19 protein-coding genes are annotated in these 21,587 nt (G+C 37.8%); 15 read left to right on the top strand and 4 right to left on the bottom strand.

Annotated elements, in window-relative coordinates:
* Positions 1 to 23: 23 nt before the first annotated feature.
* From Q4597_RS08565 to Q4597_RS08590, 6 genes are all read left to right on the top strand, one after another.
* A complete protein-coding gene (locus Q4597_RS08565; RefSeq protein WP_303405836.1) occupies positions 24 to 1,562 on the top strand; it encodes a hypothetical protein in 1,539 nt (512 codons plus the stop codon).
* Between the two features lie 289 nt (positions 1,563 to 1,851).
* Positions 1,852 to 2,583, top strand: a complete 732-nt coding sequence (locus tag Q4597_RS08570) for a LytTR family DNA-binding domain-containing protein (protein ID WP_303405837.1) — start codon at positions 1,852 to 1,854, stop codon at positions 2,581 to 2,583.
* Between the two features lie 142 nt (positions 2,584 to 2,725).
* Entirely contained in the window at positions 2,726 to 3,208 is a 483-nt protein-coding gene (locus Q4597_RS08575; RefSeq protein ID WP_289062870.1) for a hypothetical protein, read from the top strand.
* Between the two features lie 72 nt (positions 3,209 to 3,280).
* On the top strand, positions 3,281 to 5,344 hold the full coding sequence (locus tag Q4597_RS08580) for a tetratricopeptide repeat-containing sensor histidine kinase (protein ID WP_303405840.1): 2,064 nt from the start codon (positions 3,281 to 3,283) through the stop codon (positions 5,342 to 5,344).
* 36 nt (positions 5,345 to 5,380) lie between these two features.
* Positions 5,381 to 6,052 carry a response regulator gene (locus Q4597_RS08585; protein ID WP_215439080.1) on the top strand — a complete coding sequence of 224 codons (672 nt, stop codon included), beginning with the start codon at positions 5,381 to 5,383 and terminating at the stop codon, positions 6,050 to 6,052.
* 148 nt (positions 6,053 to 6,200) lie between these two features.
* On the top strand, positions 6,201 to 6,857 hold the full coding sequence (locus tag Q4597_RS08590; RefSeq protein ID WP_303405843.1) for a hypothetical protein: 657 nt from the start codon (positions 6,201 to 6,203) through the stop codon (positions 6,855 to 6,857).
* Between the two features lie 146 nt (positions 6,858 to 7,003).
* On the opposite strand, the gene glyA is transcribed toward Q4597_RS08590, so the two are convergent.
* Entirely contained in the window at positions 7,004 to 8,278 is a 1,275-nt protein-coding gene (gene glyA / locus Q4597_RS08595; RefSeq protein WP_215439494.1) for a serine hydroxymethyltransferase, read from the bottom strand.
* A 112-nt stretch (positions 8,279 to 8,390) separates the two neighbouring features.
* Between glyA and fahA the strand changes: the two genes are divergently transcribed.
* A complete protein-coding gene (gene fahA, locus Q4597_RS08600) occupies positions 8,391 to 9,683 on the top strand; it encodes a fumarylacetoacetase (RefSeq protein ID WP_215914565.1) in 1,293 nt (430 codons plus the stop codon).
* 60 nt (positions 9,684 to 9,743) lie between these two features.
* Here the strand turns inward: fahA and ytxJ are convergent, their stop codons facing one another.
* A complete protein-coding gene (gene ytxJ / locus Q4597_RS08605) occupies positions 9,744 to 10,139 on the bottom strand; it encodes a bacillithiol system redox-active protein YtxJ (protein ID WP_215914566.1) in 396 nt (131 codons plus the stop codon).
* A 166-nt stretch (positions 10,140 to 10,305) separates the two neighbouring features.
* Here ytxJ and clpB point away from each other — a divergent pair, with 166 nt between their 5' ends.
* Complete coding sequence (gene clpB, locus Q4597_RS08610) at positions 10,306 to 12,906, top strand: ATP-dependent chaperone ClpB (protein ID WP_303405846.1); 2,601 nt, start codon at positions 10,306 to 10,308, stop codon at positions 12,904 to 12,906.
* Positions 12,907 to 13,024: 118 nt separating this feature from the next.
* Positions 13,025 to 13,621, top strand: a complete 597-nt coding sequence (locus tag Q4597_RS08615; RefSeq protein ID WP_215914568.1) for a TetR/AcrR family transcriptional regulator — start codon at positions 13,025 to 13,027, stop codon at positions 13,619 to 13,621.
* Positions 13,622 to 13,745: 124 nt separating this feature from the next.
* Here Q4597_RS08615 and Q4597_RS08620 read toward each other — a convergent pair whose 3' ends face one another.
* Positions 13,746 to 15,548, bottom strand: coding sequence for a PorP/SprF family type IX secretion system membrane protein (locus Q4597_RS08620; RefSeq protein WP_303405848.1), 1,803 nt, complete (start codon positions 15,546 to 15,548; stop codon positions 13,746 to 13,748).
* Positions 15,549 to 15,647: 99 nt separating this feature from the next.
* On the opposite strand from Q4597_RS08620, the gene Q4597_RS08625 reads away from it, so the two are divergent.
* Both Q4597_RS08625 and smpB read left to right on the top strand, forming a co-directional pair.
* Positions 15,648 to 16,205, top strand: a complete 558-nt coding sequence (locus tag Q4597_RS08625) for a histidine phosphatase family protein (RefSeq protein WP_303405849.1) — start codon at positions 15,648 to 15,650, stop codon at positions 16,203 to 16,205.
* Positions 16,206 to 16,318: 113 nt separating this feature from the next.
* Positions 16,319 to 16,783 (top strand): SsrA-binding protein SmpB, encoded by a 465-nt coding sequence (gene smpB, locus Q4597_RS08630; RefSeq protein WP_215439069.1) that lies wholly within the window; start codon positions 16,319 to 16,321, stop codon positions 16,781 to 16,783.
* 11 nt (positions 16,784 to 16,794) lie between these two features.
* On the opposite strand, the gene Q4597_RS08635 is transcribed toward smpB, so the two are convergent.
* Positions 16,795 to 17,436 carry a protein-L-isoaspartate(D-aspartate) O-methyltransferase gene (locus Q4597_RS08635; protein WP_215439068.1) on the bottom strand — a complete coding sequence of 214 codons (642 nt, stop codon included), beginning with the start codon at positions 17,434 to 17,436 and terminating at the stop codon, positions 16,795 to 16,797.
* A 161-nt stretch (positions 17,437 to 17,597) separates the two neighbouring features.
* On the opposite strand from Q4597_RS08635, the gene Q4597_RS08640 reads away from it, so the two are divergent.
* From Q4597_RS08640 to Q4597_RS08655, 4 genes are read left to right on the top strand one after another with little or no spacing between them, the layout of a single operon-like run.
* Positions 17,598 to 18,557 (top strand): Gfo/Idh/MocA family protein, encoded by a 960-nt coding sequence (locus tag Q4597_RS08640; protein WP_303405851.1) that lies wholly within the window; start codon positions 17,598 to 17,600, stop codon positions 18,555 to 18,557.
* A 19-nt stretch (positions 18,558 to 18,576) separates the two neighbouring features.
* Positions 18,577 to 19,464 (top strand): 3-hydroxyacyl-CoA dehydrogenase family protein, encoded by an 888-nt coding sequence (locus Q4597_RS08645; RefSeq protein ID WP_303405852.1) that lies wholly within the window; start codon positions 18,577 to 18,579, stop codon positions 19,462 to 19,464.
* 42 nt (positions 19,465 to 19,506) lie between these two features.
* Positions 19,507 to 20,163 (top strand): YggS family pyridoxal phosphate-dependent enzyme, encoded by a 657-nt coding sequence (locus Q4597_RS08650; protein WP_303406057.1) that lies wholly within the window; start codon positions 19,507 to 19,509, stop codon positions 20,161 to 20,163.
* 52 nt (positions 20,164 to 20,215) lie between these two features.
* Positions 20,216 to 21,586, top strand: coding sequence for an exonuclease domain-containing protein (locus Q4597_RS08655; protein WP_303405854.1), 1,371 nt, complete (start codon positions 20,216 to 20,218; stop codon positions 21,584 to 21,586).
* The last annotated feature ends 1 nt before the right edge of the window (position 21,587 follow it).

Below are 21,587 nucleotides of genomic sequence, written 5' to 3' on the forward strand. Positions count from 1 at the left end.
AAGTAGATATTTAGACAAAAGATATGAGGCAATACTTAATGACAATAGCACTACTTGCCTTATTTATATCCACTGGGTCTTGCCGTAAAGATTTTGAATACGCACCAAGTTACGGAAACCTTGAATTCTCAAAAGACACCGTTTTTTTGGATACTATTTTTTCCAATATTGGTAGCAGTACATACAGTTTAAAAGTATACAACCGGAGCAAAGATGATATTTCTATCCCCTTCATAGGATTAAAGCAAGGGGAAACAAGTTCTTACCGCCTAAATGTTGATGGTGTTGCCGGGAAAACTTTTTCGGACATTCCCCTAATGGCCCAAGACAGTCTCTATATTTTTATCGAAACTACTGTAACCCTCCAAAATACAAATCAATTTTTATACACGGATATATTACAATTTGACCAAGGCAACAACAGTCAACAAATCCCTCTAGTTACTTTAGTGCAAGACGCAATATTTCTCTATCCCAATAGAAATAGTAAAGGAGAAAAAGAAATGGTCGTAATTGATGTAGATGCAGATGGAAATAATATAAGCGCTCCCGGCTTTGAGCTTAAAAACGACCAATTACACTTTACCAATGAAAAGCCTTATGTCATTTACGGGTTTGCCGTAGTTCCCAGCGAACAGCAACTAATTTTAGACCCTGGCGCGCGAGTGTTTTTTCATCAAAATTCCGGAATGGCAGTACGCCCTAAAGCTAGCCTGAAGGTCAATGGCGCCTTAAGTTCAGATCAAGAGCTATTAGAGAACGAGGTCATTTTTGAAGGAGACCGTTTGGAACCTGAATATGGCAATGTGGCAGGACAATGGCAAGGGATTCGTTTAGAGGAGGGCAGCAGCAGCAATACCATTAATTATCTCACCCTTAAAAATGCTACCGTTGGTATTTTTGCCCAGGGTGAGTCTTCGTTATCCTCCCCTACCTTAACTATTGAAAACTCTCAAATTTACAATAGCTCCAAAATAAATCTATGGGGAAAAACAGCGTATATTGAAGCTAAGAACCTTGTTGTGGGTAGTGCCGGGAACAGTTCTCTTTATTGCAACTTAGGAGGAAGCTATTCATTTACGCAGACCACAATTGCCAATTATTGGACAGAGAGCTTTAGACCTAACGCTGCATTGACCATAAACAATTTTGAACCTGACGGGCAAAATAATTCATATGGGGCAGATTTAATAAAAGCTGATTTTAAAAATTGTATCATTGACGGAAATGGCGATTTTGAAATTTCCCATGGTTCCAATGGCTCAAATGCCTATAATTTTCTATTCAGTTCTTGTCTTATTACGGTGAATGAAAACAACATTCCATCCAAATCCGGAGAATTGTACCAATTTGAAGATGACATAACATACAAAAATAGTCTTATAAATGGGCTGACCGAATTTGAAGATACCCAAAAGAACAACTTCAGATTAACTTCTACTTCCGAAGCCCTCAATATTGGGGACAAAATAGATGCACTTGCTATTCCTTTGGACATCTTAGGAACAGAGCGTACAGAGTCTCCTGACCTAGGAGCTTACGAATTTTTTGAATTGGACTAAAACATATACAGCATTAATTATTTGAGCCCCCGTTCGACCAGAATAAATCTCTTAAATCAATATGCTACAACTCAATTTTTACCTACAAAAAAATCAGACAAGTGTACTACAAAGTTGTTTGAACAAATACTAATTAACGATTTGGTCAAAATTTAACATAAAAATGTAATCTTTTTCCTTCAAATACAAATAAAACCTTTATATTCCAAATAAAAACCCCAAATATTGTGGGGAATATCTTTATAGCTATGTAACTTACTGTCACTAATTTGCATCCAAATAATGTGTCTTGGAATATACTTACACCATAATAGATTCAGATGCGACTTCAAATTTGCAATTACAGCACTATTTGGAGGATTATGGTGACTTCACCTGTGCCGGTCTGGCGCAGAACAGTACGGATGGCATTAATACAATTTTAAAATACTCCCCAGATGTAGTTTTCATAAATTTGAACGAGAGTGCTTACGAGTATTTTCATATGGTTATGGAGCTTCATCAATACATAAATGAGCTTCCTATTATAATAGGCATATCCAATAGTAAGGATTACGCCTACGATGCCATTAAAAACGGTTTTTTTGACTATTGGCTAAAACCATATAATGAGTTTGATATTAGGAAATCTATACTACGTCTTAAAAAGCAAGTTCCTGCAAAAGCAGAACCCCAAACCCTTTGTTTAAAATCATATCGAGATTTTCAGTATATAAATACAGACGACATTCTTTATCTTCAGGCAGACAACAATTCTACAGAGTTTGTCATGAAGGATGGAACAATAAATAACGCCTACAAAACGTTAAAAACCTTCGAAAATCAACTGCCTAAAAATTTTGTGAGAATACACCAGAGTTATATTGTGAACACCAACTTTATTTCTCGTATTAGTTATGGCAAATCTTTCTGCACTTTAAAGCAAACAAAAATGCAGTTACCTTTTTCTAAATCTTATAGACAGAACATTGATGGTCTTAAAGATTTATTGTCAAAAAACACAATTTCAGCCCTTAATTAATTAAATTCTATTGAAACTCACCCGTTTACTCTCAAAACTGGTGCTTTTACTACTACATTTTTTCAGTTAGTTAATATGCTGTTAAACAATAATAGTTTAGCAGTGTAAGAAATAACAACAACCCCCTAAAACTGGTTTAATTATGAAAAAAGTAGCAAGCATTTTAGCATTAACGATTATGTCATTTGGAGTGATCTCATGTGAAACCGAAACAGATTCAGCTTATGATGTAAATGTTGATTCTTCTGTTGACGGTGATGATGTGCCAACCGATAGACGTGGTTCTTCCGTAGATGGTGACGATGTTCCAACAGACAGACGTGGTTCTTCCGTAGACGGTGACGATGTTCCAACAGACAGACGCGGTTCTTCAGTAGACGGTGACGATGTGCCAACCGATAGACGCGGTTCTTCAGTAGACGGTGACGATGTGCCAACAGACAGACGCGGTTCTTCTGTAGACGGTGATGATGTGCCAACAGACAGACGCGGTTCTTCAGTAGACGGTGACGATGTGCCAACCGACAGACGTGGTTCTTCTGTAGACGGTGATGATGTACCAACCGACAGACGTGGTTCTTCAGTAGACGGTGACGATGTACCAACTGACAGACGTGGTTCATAATATGCAATCAAAATAGATTATCTTAGCCTTAAATTAATTTTTAAGGCTTTTTTTTAACCTGAATTTTTCCGCATGTTTTCTTTCAAATATGGACCTTCTCAGTCAGTTTTTTTTATAAGTTGTTTCTGGCTAGCTCTTGTATTTGTTTCATGCAACAATAAAAACAACCAACTTAGTAATAACCAAATTTCTACCCAAGCAGACTCCATTTTCTCATTAATAGACAGTTCTTCTAACTCAAGATTTTCACATAACGAACATCTACTATTCCTTGAAAAAGCTGAAACTCATACCAATAAAATAGAGAATGACTCTCTAAAGAATAAACTGATTTCTAAAATTGCACTTAGATATTTAGTACTTAAAGACTCTACAAACTTTAGAAGAGCAAATCAACAAACCTTAGAGTTATCCAAACTATTGAATGATAGCATAACGTTAGCCGAAGCCAATTGGGATTTGGCCGATTTTCATAGATTGTATGCAAAAGCCGACAGTGCTTATCTTCACTTTTCGGAAGCGCAAAAAATATACGAAGCTCTTGATATGGATTATGAATCTGCACGTATGCTTTACAATATGGCTGTTACCCAAGCAGACATTAAAGACTATACCGGTAGTGAAATAAACACGATAAAGGCTATTGATATATTAAAACCCTTAGAAGAGTACAAAAGACTTTACCTCTGTTACAATAATTTAGGTTCAATTACCAAAGAACTAAAAGAGTTTGATAGGGCGCTAGATTACTACAACACAGCTCTGCAATATCAAATGAAAATAGACGCACCAAATAATTATCTGCTAAGCCTTAATAATAATATTGGAGTTGTTTATTTGGAACAGGGCAACTACAAAGAATCCATCCCCTATTTTGAAGAAGTTTTAAAGGACAAAAATCTCTCTACGGAACGTCCCTCGCTATATGCCATGGCGCTAAATAATCTTACGTATAGTAAAGCCAAAGTTAATTTTAAATCGGACCTATCTTCCAATTTCAAAAAGGTCATAAAGATTCAAGATAGTATTGGTGAAATTCAAGATATTTCAAGAAGTTACTACTGTTTTGCTGATTATTATTTAGGTAAACAAGACACTGTACAAGCTATAACCCAAGCAAAAAAAGCTATGGGTTATGCCAAAATTGCAAGTAATAATGATCGATTTTTAAAGAGTTTGCAACTGTTGGCTAAATTAGAACCTGAAAAATCTAGTTATTACACGCAACAATACATTTCTTTAAATGACAGTTTACAGCAGGTAGAAAGACAAGCACGAAATAAGTTTGCCCGTATACGTTTTGAGACAGATGAATTTATAGCTGAAAACGAAATACTATCACGACAAAAACAATTATGGACCGGTGTAGCGGTATCCATATTACTGCTAGGACTTATGTCCTACATCATTCTAGATCAGAGATCAAAAAACCAAAAACTTCGTTTTCAACAACAACAGCAAGCCGCAAACCAGGAGATTTTTAATCTAATGCTTACCCAAAAGGAAAAATTAGAAGAAGGAAAAAAAATTGAACAAAAACGGATATCGGAAGAGCTTCACGATGGCGTGCTAGGTAAAATGTTAGGAGCACGCATGGTACTTACAGGTCTCAACAAAAGAACAGAAGAAGAGGCTATTTCTGAAAGAAAAAAAGCAATAGACGCATTACAAGAGGTAGAAAAAGAGGTCCGTTCTATTTCACATGAATTAAGCCATGCCGCCTACCAAAACATTCCAAACTTTATACACTCTATAAAAGATTTATTGCTTACCGTCCAAGCTACAGGTAATTTTGACTATAAGTTTGTTTATAATGAGACCTTTAACTGGGATTCGCTTGGGGCAAGCATAAAAATTAATGTTTATAGGATGATTCAGGAAAGTTTACAAAATTGTGTTAAACATGCCCAATGTAAAAACGTAATTTTGGAACTTAGTAAAACAGATTCTGGTTTTATGGCCACAATCATAGACGATGGAAAAGGCTTCAAAACAAGTTCCAGAAAAAAAGGTATAGGTTTGCGTAATATCTCGTCTAGAATTGAAAAAATAAAGGGAACGTACACTATTAAGAGTAAACCTGGCAAGGGCACCACTGTTACATTGGAAGTGCCTTTAAATAAAGAAATTAGTTAGAAGCATTTTTTTTAAGTGTAGACTGACCAAGAAATTATGGATAATTTAATTAGAATATTAGCTGTTGATGACCATGAGATGATTGTTCTAGGTTACAAGTATACCATTGAAGGGTGTGATTTTGAAAAGTACAAAGTAACCGTAAATATTGCTCCTAGTTATCATGAAGGCAAAGCAGAAATAGAAAGTTCGGCAAACCGCATGCCCTATGATATAATATTATTGGACATCCAAATGTTTCCGGATAGCGCTAAAGAAGAAAGAGGTGGAGTAGACCTTGGGGTTTTGGTTAGAAAAATATCCCCCTCTTCTAAAGTAGTTTTTCTTTCTTCTTTTAGTGACAGCTACCATATTAACAACGTACTAAAGACTGTAAATCCTGATGGATATATGGTAAAATCCGAAGTTGATGAAAAAACGCTGCAAGATATGGTACGAACGGTTATTGAAAATCCTCCTTATTACACCGCAGCGGCATTGCAGGCCATACGCAGAAAAATGGCAAACGAAGACCAAATTGATGAACGTGATAAAAAAATATTGTATCAATTATCAATAGGAACCAAAACCAAGGATATCTCTTCTTTAGTTGCAGCATCCAGCACAACCGTTGAAAACCGAAAAAGACAGTTAAAAGTGATCTTCAATGTTGAAAACGGTAACGACTTTGCTCTTATTGAAGAAGCCAGAAAACGTGGATTTATTTAACAAACAACATATACATTGTTGAATAACAATAAATTACACATTAGTTTATTTTCTTAAAACAAAAAAACCCCAGTTTTTATGGGGTTTTTCTTTAAAGTTCAAACAGAACTGAAAACTATCTTTGGCACAAAGTGTATAACTACATCATATGCCACTATACCACGATAGTTTTAGGAACAACCATTCCAATGGTTATACTCCAAATTCACAAATGGAAGGAATGGAGTCTTTCGCAAATAGTTTGGAAAAATTGTTTTTTGCAGATGCTACCATTTTAAATTATACAAATAAAGATGAAAAAACCAATTTAGCCATTGAGCTAAACTGTAATATTTCGTTGGTAGAGATGTTATTTCACTTTAATAAAGGTACTTGGGGCAATTTTAAACCTGGAAGAACCTCTTTTATAAAATTGCTCAACAATCTTGTAAAAGAAAGTGGTTCCACAGTAGATATTGAAGAGTTTACCTTTTTCCTAAAGGACACCGCTATTATCATCAACAAGATTTATGATAATAGTATTCCTGAGCAATTAGACAAGATTATTTCCGAAATATGTAAGCACTATGTGCATTTCAGCAAGGGTTTAACAGAAACACCTTATGAAATCTATGTTCCTGTTTTTGAGGAAGAAAACAATGAAGGAAACGAAATTCTTATACAGAATATAGAGGCAGATAACAATACTAAGAAAGACTATTTTCAGTATTGGGGTCTTTATTTTGAATCTGAGGATGATGCTGTCATCTACGATTTAAAAAGCTCTACAATAGAACACGGTGACCTATTTATGCTTAACCATTGATTAAAACAAGTTTTTTGAGGTAAATGACAGTAATATAAGCTGCCCATTCCCCAAAATAATCAATTCCCCCATTTTCTACTCAATAAATTGAGTAGATTGGGGGATGGGATTATATTGATTATTTGCTATGCTTTGAGAAGTTGGAACTAAACATTAAAAAGTTCTCTTCCACTCATTAAGGCATTTACTTTTTCCTTGACAGCTTCAATTTTTGCATCATCTTCGGCATTGGTCAAAACTTCATCAACCAAGTCAACAATTACGTTCATATCAGCTTCTTTAAGACCTCTAGTAGTTATGGCAGCTGTTCCAAATCTAATTCCAGAAGTAACAAAAGGCGATTTATCATCAAAAGGAACCATGTTTTTGTTTGCAGTAATATCTGCTTTTACCAAAACTTTTTCGGCATCCTTACCCGTAATGTCCTTATTTCTTAAATCAATAAGCATCATGTGATTATCCGTGCCTCCAGAAATGATATTATACCCTTTAGCTACGAAAGCAGCCGCCATTGCAGCGGCATTTTTCTTAACCTGGATCATATAATTGAGGAAATCATCAGAAAGAGCTTCTCCAAAAGCTATTGCTTTAGCCGCTATAATGTGCTCCAAAGGACCTCCTTGGTTTCCTGGAAATACTGCTAAATCCAACAATGCGGACATCTTACGAAGATTTCCGTTCTTTAGTTTTATACCAAATGGATTATCAAAATCCTCACCCATTAGAATAAGCCCACCACGTGGTCCTCTTAAAGTTTTGTGCGTAGTTGTTGTTACAATATGGCAATGAGGAATTGGATCACTCAAAATGCCCTTTGCAATAAGCCCCGCTGGATGAGAAATATCAGCCAACAAAAGAGCACCAACACTATCTGCAATTGCTCTAAATCTTTTAAAATCTATATCACGAGAGTAAGCAGAAGCCCCCGCTATAATCATTTTTGGCTTTTCCTTAGTTGCTATTTCTTGAATAACATCATAGTCTAGCATACCTGTTTCTTTATCAACGCCATAAAAAACAGGGTTGTACAATCTACCAGAAAAATTCACCGGCGAACCGTGGGTCAAATGTCCTCCATGAGAAAGGTCAAATCCAAGAATGGTATCCCCTGGTTTTAAACAAGCGTGGTACACTGACGCATTTGCCTGCGAACCGGAGTGAGGCTGAACATTTGCATATGCCGCTCCAAATAATTCCTTAGCTCTATCTATTGCAAGTTGTTCTATTTTGTCAACTACCTCGCAGCCACCATAATAACGCTTACCGGGATATCCCTCGGCATATTTATTGGTTAGTACTGACCCCGCAGCCTCCATAACTTGTGGGCTTGTAAAATTCTCAGAGGCAATAAGCTCTATACCGCTTATTTGGCGTTCTCTTTCCTCTGCTATTAGTTCAAAAATCTGATTGTCTCGTTGCATAAGCAAATATTCTGTTAAATTGAGATGCAAAAGTACGAATTGCCCCTTGTTAAAACTCATAAAACAATATATTTGATCAAGAATTTATCAAATATAAATTAACAATCTTGCTATGCCCATACATGCCAATGACCCTTCAAAGAGAACATGGCTTCCCGTGTCCGATAATTCAGATTTCCCTATCCAGAACATTCCTTTTGGTGTTTTTCTCACTCGTGATGATATCATAACCATAGGAACCCGTATTGGAGATACCGCCATTGACCTTGGTGCCTTGCACCAACTTGGCTATTTTAATGATATACCCCTTACGGACGATATTTTTCTTCAGGATACATTGAACGATTTTATTTCGGATGGTCAAAAGACCTGGAGGTTAGTACGTAACCGTATTAGTGAAATATTTGAAGTTTCTAATGACACCCTAAAAAATAACGAAGACCATAAAAACGTAGTGCTTTTCTCTATGGATGAAATTGAAATGCAATTGCCCGTACAAGTAGGCGATTACACGGATTTTTATTCCAGTAAAGAACACGCCACTAACGTAGGTACCATGTTCCGCGACCCTAATAACGCCCTGTTACCTAACTGGCTTCACATTCCTGTAGGATATCACGGAAGAAGTTCTACCATTATCCCTAGCGGCACCCCCATTCATAGACCTATGGGGCAGACCATGCCAAAAGGGGCGGAAACTCCTGTTTTTGGGCCTTCACGTTTAGTAGATTTTGAATTGGAAATGGCTTTTATTACCACGGATACCAATGTCTTAGGTGAACCTATTTCCGTAGACGAGGCAGAAGAATATATTTTTGGAATGGTACTTTTTAATGATTGGAGTGCGCGCGACATTCAAAAATGGGAATATGTTCCCCTTGGACCATTTTTAGCCAAAAATTTTGCGTCATCTATATCTCCATGGATTGTAACGTTAGATGCTCTTCAGCCTTTTAAAGTAGACAGTCCAAAACAAGACCCTACTCCTTTACCCTATTTGCAGCAAAAGAAAAGACATAGTTACGACATTAACTTAGAAGTAGCTTTAGCTCCCGAAAACGGTACCGAAACTACCATTTCCGAATCCAATTTCAAATATATGTATTGGACCATGTCCCAACAACTAGCGCACCACACCGTAAACGGTTGTAAGGTGAATAGTGGAGACATGATGGGAAGTGGAACAATTTCCGGTCCTACTCCCAATTCCTACGGTTCCATGTTAGAACTATCTTGGCAAGGCACCAAGCCGGTACAATTGAATGACGGCTCAGAACGCACGTTCATTCAAGATAATGACACCGTAATTATGAAAGGATATTGCTCCAATAAAGATATCCGTATTGGTTTTGGAGAAGTAAGAACTACGCTTTTACCTCCTTTTGAGGCCAAAAAGAAAGGCTAATAAACTCTAGATATTTAATCTTGAAAATACCTTTAAACCACTCCCCTATGACGGGTGGGTCTAAAGGTATTTTTCTAAGTTGATATCCGTAATAGCGCCATGGGAATCATGAGCTACTACCCCTCCATTCTTTATCACCAACAACTGAGGCGATTGGTGCATCACCTGAAATTTATACCCGGTTTCATCGGAAACTTGACGGTAACTATGTAAATCCAAGAAGTAAAAGTCCATCTGCCCCTCTTCTATTGCATAGTTCTGAGTAAACATATTCAGCACCATCCGGCTAATTCCGCAAGTAGTGGAATGTTTAAATATTACTTGAGGCTTTGTTAAAGACTTCCTTTCAATTTCATCTAATTGCTCTAGAGAAGTAAGTGCTATCCAAGGGATTTTAGCTTCCTTTTTTTCTTCACCTTCATTTTTACTTCCAAACAAATTATTAAAGAGACCCATTTTGTATTTTTATAGTATCAGTCTAACGTTCTCCAAAACCTTACAACTGACTAAATGTCCTTTGTTTTATTGTAATAAGCGACATTTTGTCCTGTGTCTTACATTGGTAGGATTGTTGACCTATTTCAGTCAAAAATAAACAATAACAACAGATAACAATATACATATGAACTTTAATAATTTCACCACAAAATCTCAGGAGGCCATTCAGCAAGCTCAACAGCTTGCTCAAAGCTTGGGCCACCAGCAGATAGAAAACGAACATTTGTTCCAAGCAATTTGGGAGGTTGATGAGAACGTACTTCCTTTTATACTGAAGAAGCTAAATATTAACGTTCCCTTGCTACAACAAATCTTGGAAAAGGAACTGGAAAGCTTCCCTAAGGTTTCGGGAGGGGATATTATCCTGTCCAGAGAAGCAGGGAAAACTTTAAACGAAGCCAGTACCATTGCTAAAAAGATGGATGACGAATTTGTTTCCATTGAACATCTTTTATTGGCCATTTTAAAATCCAGCAGTAAAATAGCTCGGATATTAAAAGACCAAGGAGCTACCGAAAAAGATTTGAAAGCAGCCATTGAAGAACTGCGCAAAGGAGGAAGGGTAACTTCTCAAAGTGCGGAAGACACCTATAACTCCTTGGATAAATACGCCCGTAACCTTAACCAGTTAGCAGACAGTGGCAAATTGGACCCGGTAATTGGACGCGACGAAGAAATCCGTCGTATTCTTCAAATTTTATCAAGAAGAACCAAAAATAACCCTATGTTGGTTGGTGAACCAGGTACCGGTAAAACGGCAATTGCCGAAGGTTTGGCGCACCGTATTGTTCAAGGTGACGTTCCCGAGAACCTTAAAGATAAAATTATCTATTCTTTGGACATGGGAGCTTTAATTGCCGGTGCCAAATATAAGGGAGAGTTTGAGGAGCGATTGAAATCGGTCATTAAAGAAGTGACTTCATCAGATGGGGACATTGTCTTATTTATAGATGAAATTCACACGTTGGTTGGCGCTGGTGGTGGACAAGGTGCCATGGATGCCGCTAACATTTTAAAGCCGGCATTGGCTCGTGGCGAACTCAGAGCCATAGGTGCCACCACACTGGATGAATACCAAAAATATTTTGAAAAAGATAAAGCGCTAGAAAGACGTTTCCAAAAGGTAGTTGTTAACGAGCCGGATACGGAAAGTGCTATTTCAATTCTACGCGGTATTAAAGAAAAATATGAAGCCCACCATAAGGTACGAATCAAGGATGAGTCGGTAATAGCTGCGGTAGAATTATCGCAGCGGTACATTACCAACCGGTTTCTACCGGACAAGGCTATTGATTTGATGGATGAAGCTGCCGCAAAATTACGTATGGAAATAAATTCCAAACCAGAGGAGCTAGATGTTCTGGACCGTAAGATTATGCAGTTAGAAATTGAAATTGAAGCTATTAAACGTGAAAACGATAAGGCCAAGCTAAAATTGCTAAACGTTGATCTAGCGAATCTGAAAGAAGACAGAAATGAGCTTTTTGCCAAGTGGGAAAGCGAAAAATCGGTCGTAGACGAGATTCAAAAGACCAAGCAGGATATTGAGGAATTTAAGCTTGAGGCGGAACGTGCCGAGCGTAACGGAGATTACGGTAAAGTTGCGGAACTACGTTATGGAAAAATTAAAGAGTCACAAGAAAAACTGGAGGAACTCCAAAAAGTATTGGATGAACAACAGCTAGGCGATACTTTAATAAAAGAAGAGGTTACCAGTGAAGACATAGCGGAAGTCGTGGCAAAATGGACCGGCATTCCGGTAACCAAGATGCTACAAAGTGAACGTGAAAAACTTTTAAAGCTGGAAACGGTCCTTCACAAAAGAGTGGTTGGCCAGAATGAAGCTATTGAAGCCGTATCCGACGCCATTAGAAGAAGTCGTGCCGGATTACAAGATGCGAACAGACCTATTGGATCCTTCCTATTTTTAGGTACCACAGGAGTTGGTAAAACGGAGCTGGCAAAAACATTGGCCTCTTATCTTTTTGATGATGAGAATGCAATGACGCGTATTGACATGAGTGAATATCAAGAGCGCCACTCAGTAAGTAGATTGGTTGGAGCACCTCCAGGATACGTAGGCTATGACGAAGGTGGTCAGTTAACGGAAGCCGTGAGAAGAAGACCTTATTCCGTGGTTCTGCTTGACGAGATTGAAAAGGCACACCCGGACACATTCAATATTTTATTACAAGTATTGGATGAAGGAAGGTTAACGGACAATAAAGGTAGAGTTGCAGATTTCAAGAATACCATTATTATAATGACCAGTAATATGGGCAGTACTATAATTCAGGAAAAATTTGAAAACAGCAAAGACCCTTATAGCGCCACCGAGGCTGCACGAGTTGAGATTTTAGGATTGTTGCGAAAAACAATTCGTCCTGAATTCCTTAACCGTATAGATGACATTATCATGTTTACCCCGCTTAGCCGAGAGGATATAACCAAAATTGTTAGACTACAATTAAACAGTTTAAAGAAAACTATTGCAAAGCAGCATATTACAATTGATGCTACTGAAGAAGCCGTTAATTACCTAGCCAACAAGGGTTATGACCCACAGTACGGAGCCCGCCCCATAAAAAGGGTCATACAAAGAGAGGTTCTTAACAACCTTTCCAAGGAACTCCTGAGCGGAAATATAAAAGCGGATAGTATTGTTCTTATTGATTCCTTTAATGACGAACTGGTCTTTAGAAATCAAGATGAACTGGTAGAGTAAGTATATTTTTCTTAAAATAGACTTGTTTTTAAAAGCACCCGAAAAAGGGTGCTTTTTTTTCTTTGGTATATACCATACAGTATATAATTTCTTTATCTTCGTATAAAACTGTACCATTATGTCTACGAAAGCCGAAAGAACTACAGCCTTTATTATTGAAACTGTTGCCTCCGTTTTTAATAAACACGGATATATCGGAACCAGTATGAGCGACCTTACGGAAGCTACAGGATTAACCAAAGGGGCCATTTATGGTAATTTTGAAAATAAGGAAGCTTTAGCCTTATCTGCCTATCAATACAACAGCAACTTACTCTTATCAAAAGTAGATGAAGTTCTCGCGGAAGAAAACAATGCTCTTGACAAGCTTTTTAAACTCACGGATTTTTATAGAAACTACGACTCGTTTACCCTGAGCATGGGCGGGTGCCCTATTTTAAATACCGGGGTTGATGCGCAGCACAATAATAGATTATTGGTTGCCGCCAACAAGGAAGTTATTAGGGAAATGGAAGGTAAGATAGCCTTAGTGCTTGAGAACGGTTCTAAGAATAATGAACTACACCTTCCCGTCACTCCTCTGCAATTTGCCAAACAACTTTTTACTATGATTCAAGGTGCAATTGCTATGGCCACTATGACCACTGATAAAAAGTACCTAACCAACACCATCGCTTATTTAGAGGTGCTCATAAAGAAAGAGCTTAAGAAGTAAAGTTTTACACCTACCATTCATAGCTTTCTTAAATCTTTCAGAAGTTTAATAGCTGTTACCCCTATTCTTTTTTAAGTAGGATTTAAAGTTTAACCAACCTGTTTTCCTCGGTTTTTTCATCTTCTTACTTGCCCACTACTCTAAAAATCCAAGTGTTACCTGTAAACTTACCATCAAACTTACTATCTCTAGCCTGCCTAGCCTGTCCCATAGTGTTATAGCGCCCTAAGTAGACGTAATTGAATTTGTTCTTACTACGCACAAAAGATTTAGGCTGAAGTCCCCTTTTCTTCATATCCGCCATAAAAGCATCAAAATACTTTTTGGTACCAAAAACATTGGCAATTAAATAGTACCCCGGTTCTAGCCCATCCTCAGTTTTTACTTCTTCGTATTTTTCACCTTTTTTAGGAACAACCACCTCTTCTTGTTGTGCTAGCTTGGCCTCTTGAGCCGCCTTCTCTTTTTCAAGCGCCTCTTGTTTTGCCTTTTCTTGAGCTACTTTTTGAGCTTCCGCTTCGGCCTCTCGTCTTTTCTTTTCAACACTCTCGGCTGCAGCAAGCGCCTCTTTTTCTTTGGCACTATTAATGGAGTCCAGTCTTCTTTTTTGTTCCTCTTGTTCAGCTTTGGCAACTGCTGCTGCTTTTGCTTTTTCAGCCATTACACTTTCTTGCTCTTCCGCTTGTTTTTCTGCTGCTTGGGCAAGTGCTTCCTCTTCTTTGGCTTTTTCGGCAGCCTCCTTTTTAAGTCGTTTTTCCTCTTTTCTTAATGCTAAGGCTTGTTCTTTTTCAGATTTAGCTATGGAGTCTTGAGCAATTTTTTCTAACCTGCGACGCTCCTTTTCTTCTTTTTTAGCCTGCTTTTCTTCATCTTTTGAAGCTTCAGCCAATTCCGCAGCTTTTTCCAATTCCTGGGCTACAGCTTTATTTTTCTTTTCCTCTTCTGCATCGGCAATTGTTTCAGATTCTATTTGATCTAGCTCATTTTCCTCTAGATCAACAGCCCCCACCATCTTATGACGTTCCTCTGGTTTTCCAAAAAAGTAAGCTGCCATCAACTCAAACGAAGGCTCGGAACTTACGGATGAACTTGCTCCAAATTCTACCAACGCACCTAAGGACAAATGGTTAAAAAATGTGCCTCCCGCTCCAATGCCATATCCATAAAAATTGTTGAAGCCTAATTGTCCCCAATATTTATTCGTATTTAATAATGCATTAAAACCTACTTGATTGGCTTCACCGGGAATGGTACGCAAATACATAGACGGACGTATAAATGAATTTTGTGCCGCACCTAAAGTTACCGGAAAATCATAGGAAACAATCCCCATAAAGACCTTATCTTCTTTTTCCGTATTCGCTTCTTTTTCGGTAAAATTAAAATCGATTAAATTTTCGGAAGCAAAACCTAATGTGAGTCGTTCCACACTCAAACTAACCCCCGGTGCCACCTGTAGTATAAAATCATCCGTTGGAGCTGATTGTAATAATGGAAAATCAGGATTTACAGTAAAACGGTCATCAGCAAGGGATTGCACAAAACCAAATACGTTTGCCCCTACCGAAAGTTTTACACTTTCATTAAGATTAAAACTGTGCGCGTAATTAATGACCCCGCCCGTATCAAAATAGACACCCGTATTTTGCTGAAAGAATGCCACGCCAACCGCAGACTTACTATTTAATTTTCTAGTGTAATTTAAAAACTGGGTAGTAGGATTACCGTCTATTGCCTGCCACTGCCAACGCACCCAATAGGCCAGAGAATTGGCATTGTTCCTATCCACAGAAAATGCGGGATTAAACAAACTGGCATTGTACGTTGTTAAGTTATGTTGCCTTAAGTCTGCAGGCAAACGAGACTCTTGACTCCGCAGAACCAAAACAGACAATAAAAAGAGAAATGTATATAGAGTTCTGAGCATGATTACAAAAAAACAAAAACCAGTATTCCTACATACTTTTTTTGTCTAAATTTAGTTAACAATTATGCAAGAGTTTTCAACCAAAAACTATTACCTATTATGCAACGGATCAAATCCTTATATATTATTATCCTTACGACCTTAATTTTTGTAAGTTGTAAAGACGATACAAAAGTTACTCAAGATACCAACACAAATGGTGTAGTTTCTACTTTTTATTTTATTCGCCATGCAGAAAAAGACCGTACGGACCCTGAAAATGTAGATCCGGAATTAAACCAACGCGGTTTAGGAAGAGCTATGCACTGGGCAGAAATTTTAAAAGATGTTGATCTAGATATCATTTACACCACAGATTACGAAAGAACTTCTATGACCGCCGCACCAACGGCCGTGAAAAAAGAGCTTGACGTAAAGTATTACGAACCTCAGAACGTAAACATAGAGCAGTTTAAAAAAGACAATCTTGGCAAGAATGTTCTTGTTGTTGGCCATAGTAACACCACTCCTGATTTTGTAAACCAAATGATAGGCATAGACCTATATTATGAAATGGACGATACCGATAACGGAAGTCTTTTTATTGTACAAATAGTTGGCCAACAAGCTACTTCACAAAGACTTCACATTAACTGCAATTGTCCTAAAGAACGGTAATCTTCTTTTTTGACGGCACAAAGAAAAGCGGTATAAGTTTTTAATATGCCCTTATCAAATATCTATACCTATGAATTAGTCTATAATTTAGGGAACTTCACTATTTTTGCGGTATGGTTCAGAAGAACATCAACATAAAGAATAAGAAGGCCAAGTTTGAATATGAGTTCATAGACACCTATGTAACGGGAATTGTTTTGGCCGGAACAGAAATAAAATCCATTCGTGAAGGAAAAGCTTCCATTACCCAAAGCTTTTGTGAGTTTAATGAAGCGGGAGAACTGTTTGTAATCAATATGCAGATAGACGAGTATTCCCATGCTTCTCATTTTAATCACAAGCCAAAGGCGGAACGCAAATTGCTCATGAACAAACGGGAGCTTAAAAAATTGCGCAAAGAAGTTACTACTTCCGGTTTTACCATCGTACCCACCAACCTGTTTATAAACGATAGAGGCTTGGCGAAATTAAAAGTGGCCTTGGCCAAGGGTAAAAAACTTTATGACAAGCGAGAAACCCTGAAAGACCGCGACAATCAACGTAATCTTTCCAGAATCAAGAAAAGCTTTAATAGCTAAAAAAGAGTGGTTTAGTTCTTATTCTCCAGAAGAGGAACAAAACGAAAAGAACCGAATTCCTTTTTCTCGAATTCTTTTTCGGACTTTCTGATGAACAAGGTCATGATTTGATCGTCCGTACCTACGGGAATAACCAATCTACCACCAATTTTCAACTGGCTCATGAGTGCCCTAGGTACTTCTGGAGCTCCGGCAGTAACAATGATACCATCATAAGGTGCCTGCTCCGGCAACCCTTTATACCCGTCACCAAAAATCATTTTTTTAGGTCTATAGCCCATTTTTCTAAAGAAAATCTTGGTTTTCTTGAACAGTTCCAATTGGCGTTCTATAGTGTATACCTTAGCCCTTAAAAGCAATAATACTGCCGTTTGATACCCACTGCCCGTACCTATTTCCAATATATTCTGGTCGGGTTTTACCTCTAATAATTGCGATTGAAAAGCTACGGTATAGGGTTGAGAAATAGTTTGATCGGCCGCAATAGGAAACGCCTTATCTTGGTAGGCGTGTCCCTCAAAACTACTGTCCATAAATAAATGTCTGGGTATGGTACGTATAGCTTCCAGCACATTTTTATCCGAAATGCCTTTAGCTACCAATACTTCGGCCAGCTTATTGCGCATTCCCCTATGTTTTAAAGTATCTCTCAATGGTTTGGTTTTGGAAGGTAAAGTTAACTTGTAAAATTTCAACTCACAAGTCTACCGACTAAATGTCAGCCTTCATTTTTTAAAAACCGTAAACTTTAATCTTCCTAAATGAAACCCGAAAACTCCGAAACTATCCTTATTTTTGATACAAATTGAAATTTATGCTCAGAGTTGGCGTATTAGGCGCAGGTCATTTAGGAAAAATACATTTACGTCTGTTAAATGAATCAAAAAAATATGAATTGGTCGGTTTTTATGATGCCGATGCTATAAACGGAAAAAAGGTAGCGGATGAATTTGGGTACCATTATTACGACAACATCAATAAACTTATTGAAGCTGTAGATGTAGTAGATATCGTAACCCCTACCCTTTCCCATTTTGATTGTGCCAAAAAGGCCATGGAAAAAGGAAAGCATATCTTTATAGAAAAACCGATAACCAATACTTTTGAAGAAGCTGCCCAGCTTCTTGAACTGGAAAAAAAATATAACGTAAAAGGCCAAGTAGGACATGTGGAACGTTTTAATCCCGCTTTTTCTGCGGTAAAACACCAGATTAACACCCCAATGTTCATTGAAAGCCATCGTTTGGCAGAGTTCAATCCCCGTGGTACGGATGTGCCAGTGGTGCTAGACCTTATGATACATGATATTGATGCTATTCTTAGCGTTGTAAAATCCGAGGTAAAACAAATCAATGCAAGTGGGGTTTCGGTCATAAGCAAGTCTCCGGATATTGCCAATGCACGAATAGAGTTTGAAAATGGTTGTGTTGCAAACTTGACCGCTAGTAGAATTTCATTGAAAAACATGCGTAAATCACGTTTCTTTCAAAAAGATGCTTACATATCCGTAGACTTCTTGGAGAAAAAAGTTGAGGTGGTAAAAATGAAGGATGCTCCCGAAAAAGTAGGCGATTTTGATATGGTTCTCCAAAATGCGGAAGGCGAAAAGAAACAAATCTATTTTGAAAATCCGGAAGTGGGCACCAATAACGCCATTCTTGATGAATTAGAAAGTTTTGCAGATGCTATTGCCAATGACACTACCCCAATCGTAAGCTTAAAGCAAGGCACACAGGCATTAAAAGTAGCATTACAGATTATTGCTTCTTTTTAAATCTTAAAAAACAAAACCTATGCAGAACATAGCAGTTATAGGTGCAGGAACTATGGGCAACGGAATTGCCCATGTTTTTGCCCAAAACGGCCACAATGTACATTTGATAGATATTTCAGAAGATTCATTGACCAAAGGATTGGCCAACATCTCTAAAAATCTGGATAGAATGCTGGCGAAGGAAAAAATATCAGAGAGCGATAAAAAAGCAACTCTAGACCGTATTTCAACCTTTACCACGCTTAAAGATGGGGTTGCCAACGTAGATTTAGTAGTTGAAGCCGCTTCCGAAAATCTAAATGTAAAACTGGGTATTTTTAAAGAGTTAGACGCTATTTGCAATGAAAACACCATTTTAGCTACAAATACGTCCTCTATTTCTATCACTCAAATTGCAGCCTCCACAAATCGGCCGCAGAAGGTTATCGGCATGCATTTTATGAACCCTGTTCCCATCATGCAATTGGTAGAAATCATAAGAGGTTATAACACTTCTAATGAAACTACGGCACAGATTATGGAGCTTTCCATGCAATTGGGCAAAACCCCAACAGAAGTAAACGACTACCCCGGTTTTGTAGCGAATAGGATTCTAATGCCCATGATTAACGAAGCCATTGAAACACTTTACAATGGTGTGGCCGGTGTTTCTGAAATTGACACGGTTATGAAATTGGGTATGGCACACCCAATGGGCCCGCTTCAACTAGCTGACTTTATTGGTTTAGACGTATGCCTATCCATTCTAAACGTTATGTACGATGGTTTTAAAAATCCAAAATATGCGCCCTGCCCACTTTTAGTAAATATGGTAATGGCAAAAAAACTAGGGGTAAAATCAGGCGAAGGTTTTTATGATTACAGCGAATCAAAAAGGGCGGAAAAGGTTTCCTGCCAATTTTTATAAAACCTAAAACAAGCTCAGTAGAACCTACAATCCACAAGTAACATAATGATAAAAGATCATCTTTTAGAAATAAAGAATACACTTCCCGAACATGTGACCCTGGTTGCCGTTTCCAAAACAAAGCCCGACGAAGACATCATGGAAGCCTATGCCGCCGGCCAACGCATATTTGGAGAGAACAAGGTGCAGGAAATGACAGGCAAATGGGAGCGCCTGCCAAAAGATATCCAATGGCATATGATCGGCCATTTACAGCGTAACAAAGTAAAGTACATGGCTGAGTTTGTTAATTTGGTTCATGGTGTAGACAGCTTTAGACTTTTGACCGAAATCAATAAAAGAGCGGAGCAAAACAACCATACCATAGACTGTCTTCTTCAAATTCATATTGCGGAAGAAGACACCAAATTTGGACTCGACAAAGGGGAATTGCATGCCATTCTAAATTCGGAAGCATACCGTGAACTTAAAAATATAAATGTGGTAGGTTTAATGGGTATGGCCACTTTTACAGAGGATGAATCCCAAGTAAGAAGGGAGTTCAGGCAATTAAAGTCAATTTTTGATTCCATTCAACCTGAAAATCCAAAAATAAAAACCCTATCCATGGGGATGAGCGGAGATTATCAAATAGCTATTGAAGAAGGAAGTACCATGGTACGCATTGGAAGTAGTATCTTTGGTAAGCGGAATTATTAACATTCTACTTTCAACCAAGACCAAACCGCTACCACAGTACAAAAACAGATAGATGTATTCCATTTTAGATATTGAGACCACAGGAGGTAAATTTAATGAAGAGGGCATAACGGAAATTGCCATTCATAAATTTGACGGACATAAGGTGGTAGACCAGTTTATTAGTTTGGTAAACCCGGAAAAAGAGATTCAACCATTTGTTGTAAAACTTACCGGTATCAACAATAAAATGTTACAGACCGCCCCAAAATTCCATGAGGTGGCCAAACGAATTGTAGAAATAACCGAAGACACTGTACTCATTGCCCATAACGCACAATTTGATTATAGAATATTACGGAATGAATTTAGACGGTTAGGCTATAATTTTGAGCGAAAAACCTTGTGTACAGTTGAGCTTTCCAAAAAATTGATTCCGGAAGCGGAATCACATAGCCTTGGTAAACTGGTAAGGTCTTTGGGAATTGCCGTAAGTGACAGGCATAGAGCAAACGGTGATGCCTTGGCAACACTTCAACTCTTTAAAATATTACTTTCTAAAGACCTTGACAAGACAATTATTAAAAGTGTTATTCGCAAAGAAACGGAAGGTGAACTTTCTGACCGCCAGTTGGATATCGTAGACTCCTTACCCTCCGAAACGGGAGTATATTATATGCACGATAAGGATGGGGAAATACTCTATCTAGGCAAAAGTACCAACATAAAGAAAAGGGTAAACCAGCATTTTACCAAATCAGGCGGACGTTCAAGACAACTACAAAAAGCGACTAAAAAGGTAACTTTTGAAAGAACCGGAAATGAATTGGTTGCTCTTTTAAAGGAAAACGAAGAGCTTAAAAGAAACCGACCTAAATATAACCACAGGCCCAAAGCCGTAATTTTTAGTCACGGAATATATGTTGAAAAAAATGAAGCGGGTTACAAAACTTTCAAAATCAGAAAAACAACAGAAAGAAACGGGTCTTTTGCTACGTTTAACAGTGTTGCCGGAGCTTCTAACTTTATTTATAAGTTAACCCGTGAATTCAATCTCTGCGATAAAATAAACGGTATATCAGAAGCCAAGGGCAACTGCTCCAACTACGATGATGATGCGTGCCTTGGTGCCTGCATTTCCAAAGAACCGGTTGAGGAGTATAACCAACGAGTCGCTCAAGCGGTAAATAAATACTCGTTAAACCAGAAAAACGTAGTTATAGTAGATAAGGGGCGAGAAATTGGTGAATACAGTGCCGTATTAATAAAAAATGGAGACTTTAAGGGTATTGGTTATTATAACTTGAATCATCAAATTAATAATATTCATATCTTAGAATCTATAATCGTGCCTATGCGCGGTAATCATAATACCACGCACATAATTGAAACCTATATACGTAAAAAGCACAGTTTAAAAATTCTAGAATTAAGCGATCAATAAA

Source organism: Zobellia sp. 1_MG-2023, from assembly GCF_030549125.1.
Classification (GTDB): domain Bacteria; phylum Bacteroidota; class Bacteroidia; order Flavobacteriales; family Flavobacteriaceae; genus Zobellia; species Zobellia russellii.